3 protein-coding genes are annotated in these 2911 nt (G+C 64.7%); all 3 read left to right on the forward strand.

Annotation, left to right across the window (positions count from 1 at the left end; all coding sequences use genetic code 11):
• A partial coding sequence (gene dprA / locus EN991_RS30470) for a DNA-processing protein DprA (protein WP_127370136.1) occupies positions 1-1088 on the forward strand: 1088 nt, incomplete at its 5' end.
• Between the two features lie 145 nt (positions 1089-1233).
• Positions 1234-2118: a dihydrodipicolinate synthase family protein gene (locus EN991_RS30475; RefSeq protein WP_127370137.1), complete on the forward strand. Its 885-nt coding sequence runs from the start codon at positions 1234-1236 to the stop codon at positions 2116-2118.
• 23 nt (positions 2119-2141) lie between these two features.
• Positions 2142-2801, forward strand: a complete 660-nt coding sequence (locus EN991_RS30480; protein ID WP_064995846.1) for a GntR family transcriptional regulator — start codon at positions 2142-2144, stop codon at positions 2799-2801.
• The last annotated feature ends 110 nt before the right edge of the window (positions 2802-2911 follow it).

Here is a 2911-nt window from a genome sequence, read left to right on the forward strand (position 1 = left end):
GGCTACGACTGATCCGCACCCAGAATGTCGGCCCTGCCTCCTTTCGCGACCTGATCAACCGCTTCGGCTCAGCCGAAGCGGCGCTTGAAATACTGCCGGAACTGATGATTTCGGGCGGCGCCATCCGGATCGCCCGCATCCCGTCCGTTGCCGAGGCCGAGGCCGAACTGGAAACAGCTGGAAAGGCCGGCGCCCGCTTTGTCGGCATCGGTGAAGCAGACTACCCACCCCTCTTGCGCAACATGGATCATCCGCCGCCCCTGCTGGCGGTAAAGGGCAACGCAGCTGTTTTCCGGCTGCCGGGTGTCGCCATAGTCGGGGCACGCAACGCGTCGCTGGCCGGCATCAAGATGGCGCGCATGCTGGCAGCCGACCTCGGCCGCGACGGCTACGCAATCGTCTCCGGCCTGGCGCGCGGCATCGACACAGCGGCGCATCAGGGCAGTCTTGCGACCGGCACGATCGGCGTGCTGGCCGGCGGCCTCGACCAGCCTTATCCGCCTGAAAATGCAGGCCTGTGCGAAGAGATTGCCGAGCGTGGCGCCATCATTTCGGAGATGCCGTTCGGCTGGCAGCCGCGCGCTCAGGATTTTCCGCGCCGCAACCGCCTTGTCGCGGGTGCGGTCCTTGGGCTGGTGGTGGTCGAGGCAGCGCAACGCTCTGGGTCCCTGATCAGCGCCAGGCTTGCCGGCGAAATGGGCCGACTGGTCTTCGCTGTACCGGGCTCACCGCTCGATCCACGCGCCGCCGGCGCCAACGGCCTGCTCAAGGAGGGCGCCACCCTGGTCACCGAGGCATCGGATATTTCCAGGGCAATCGCGCCGCTGACCGGCATGCGAGCGCCCGACGTGCCGCCGTTCGAAGAGCCGCCCGACTTCTTGGCCGCACCACCGCCCGGCGAAAGCGACCGCGCCCGCGTCATCGAGGCGCTCGGCCCGACGCCAGTGCCGGTCGACGAGATCATCCGCCATACCCGCCTGCACCCGGCCCAAGTGTTCATGGTGCTGCTGGAACTCGACCTCGCCGGCCGGCTCGAGCGCCATGCGGGAGGACATGTTTCGCTGGTGTTTGGGGATTCTTCTGTCTGACCGACACCTCCGGTGTGACGCTGTTCGCTTCCCAGCAAGAAGATTCGCCCACGTCATCCGGGGGCAGAAAAAACGCAGCAACCAGATTTACAACTGACATGTTAGTGAGATATCACTGCCTCCGAACCTCTTTCGGAGACTTCCGGTGACATCACGCTTTGGCCTTTCGGCCGCCCTTGCCACGCCTTTTGACGCCTCCGGGCAGATCGCCACCGCCCTCATGGTCGCCCAGGCCAAGCGTTGCCTGGCGGAGGGGTGCACCAGTGTTACGCTTTTTGGCACCACCGGCGAAGGCGCATCGGTTGGCACCGGGGAGCGGCGGTCGGTGACCGAAGCCATGCTGGCCGCCGGCATCCTGCCGCATCAGCTTGTTGCCGGCGTGCTGGTCGATGCGGCCGAAGACGCCGCTGAGCAGGCCCGGCATGCCTTGCAGCGCGGCGCCCGCAACATTCTGCTGGCGCCGCCGAGCTACTTCAAGAATGTCGGCGACGATGGTCTTTTCGGCTGGTTTTCCACTGTCTTTGCCGTGCTCGGTCCCCTCGCCCGTGGCGTTCTGCTCTACAACATCCCGTCGGTCACCATGGTGCAGCTCTCGCTTGACCTGATCGGCCGATTGCGTACGGCTTTTCCGGATGTCCTTGCGGGGGTCAAGGATTCCGGCGGGGATTGGGATTACAGCGAGGCGCTGCTCGGCGCCCATGGCGATCTGGTGATCTTGATCGGTGACGAGCGGCATCTGGCACGAGCCGTGCGAATTGGCGCTCAAGGCGCAATCTCTGGCATGGCCAATTTCGTTACCAGCGAAATCCGGGCCATGGCCGAGGACGGACGCGACGACACACGCGTCGAGCGTTTCGTGCTCGAATTGCTCAAACACCCGGTAACGCCGGCGGTGAAGGTCATGGTGGCGCGCAAGACCAGCGACGACCGCTGGCTGGCGGTCCGTCCGCCGCTGGAGCCGATCGGTTCGCAGGGGCGACAACAGCTGGCTGACGCCTATCATGGGCTGTTTGCCAGGGAATCAGCCTGACCAGCAAAGGGATACGCGCTGAAATGGAAGACGGCAGCGAGCCGACCACGCTTAGGGAAAAAGCCTATGCCAGCTTCACGCGGCATTTGCTGGCCCGCGATCTGCTGCCGGGCCAGTTCGTATCGCAGCGCGAACTGGTCGCCTTCACCGGTCTGCCGCTCGGCGCCATTCGCGAAATCGTGCCGCGTCTCGAGGCCGAAGGGCTTCTGACGACGATCCCGCAGCGCGGCATGCAGATCGCCCATATCGACATCAGCCTGATCCGCGAGGCTTTTCAGTTCCGCCTGTTCATGGAGCGCGAAGCGGTGGCGCTGTTCACCGCCAGCGCTTCCGATGACGAACTTGCCCGCCTGCGGCGCGAACACGAGGAGATGCTGGCTCAAGCCCTTTCGCAGGCGCCGACGCCGGAAATGGAAGCCAGGGCGCAGAGCATCGACTGGGCGATGCACGACACTTTCATCGATGCGCTGGGCAACGAGATCATCGCCAAGGCCTATCTGGTCAACTCGGTGAAGATCCGGCTGATCCATCAGGAGCGCTTCCGCATCGACGGGCGCGTCGTGCCGGTCATGCGTGAGCACCTTGCGGTCATCGAAGCCATGGAAAGCCGCGACCCGCAGAAGGCGGTCGAGGCGATCAGCCTGCACATCGACAAGGCGCGCCGGCTGGCGCTGCAAATCTGAGGAAGCATGAGCCGCGTCGCGGTCGCGACGCATTCGACAACGACAGCAACCGGGAGGAAGAAATGTCGTCCAATCTGTTCAACCCAACCAGGAGGCAACTCCTCCAGGGA

The sequence above is a fragment of the Mesorhizobium sp. M7A.F.Ca.US.005.03.2.1 genome, from assembly GCF_003997795.1.
Lineage (GTDB): Bacteria > Pseudomonadota > Alphaproteobacteria > Rhizobiales > Rhizobiaceae > Mesorhizobium > Mesorhizobium ciceri.

Coding starts and splice junctions, on each gene's coding strand:
- EN991_RS30480 (WP_064995846.1), top strand. CDS start 2,142: ATGGAAGACGGCAGCGAGCCGACCACGCTTAGGGAAAAAGCCTATGCC.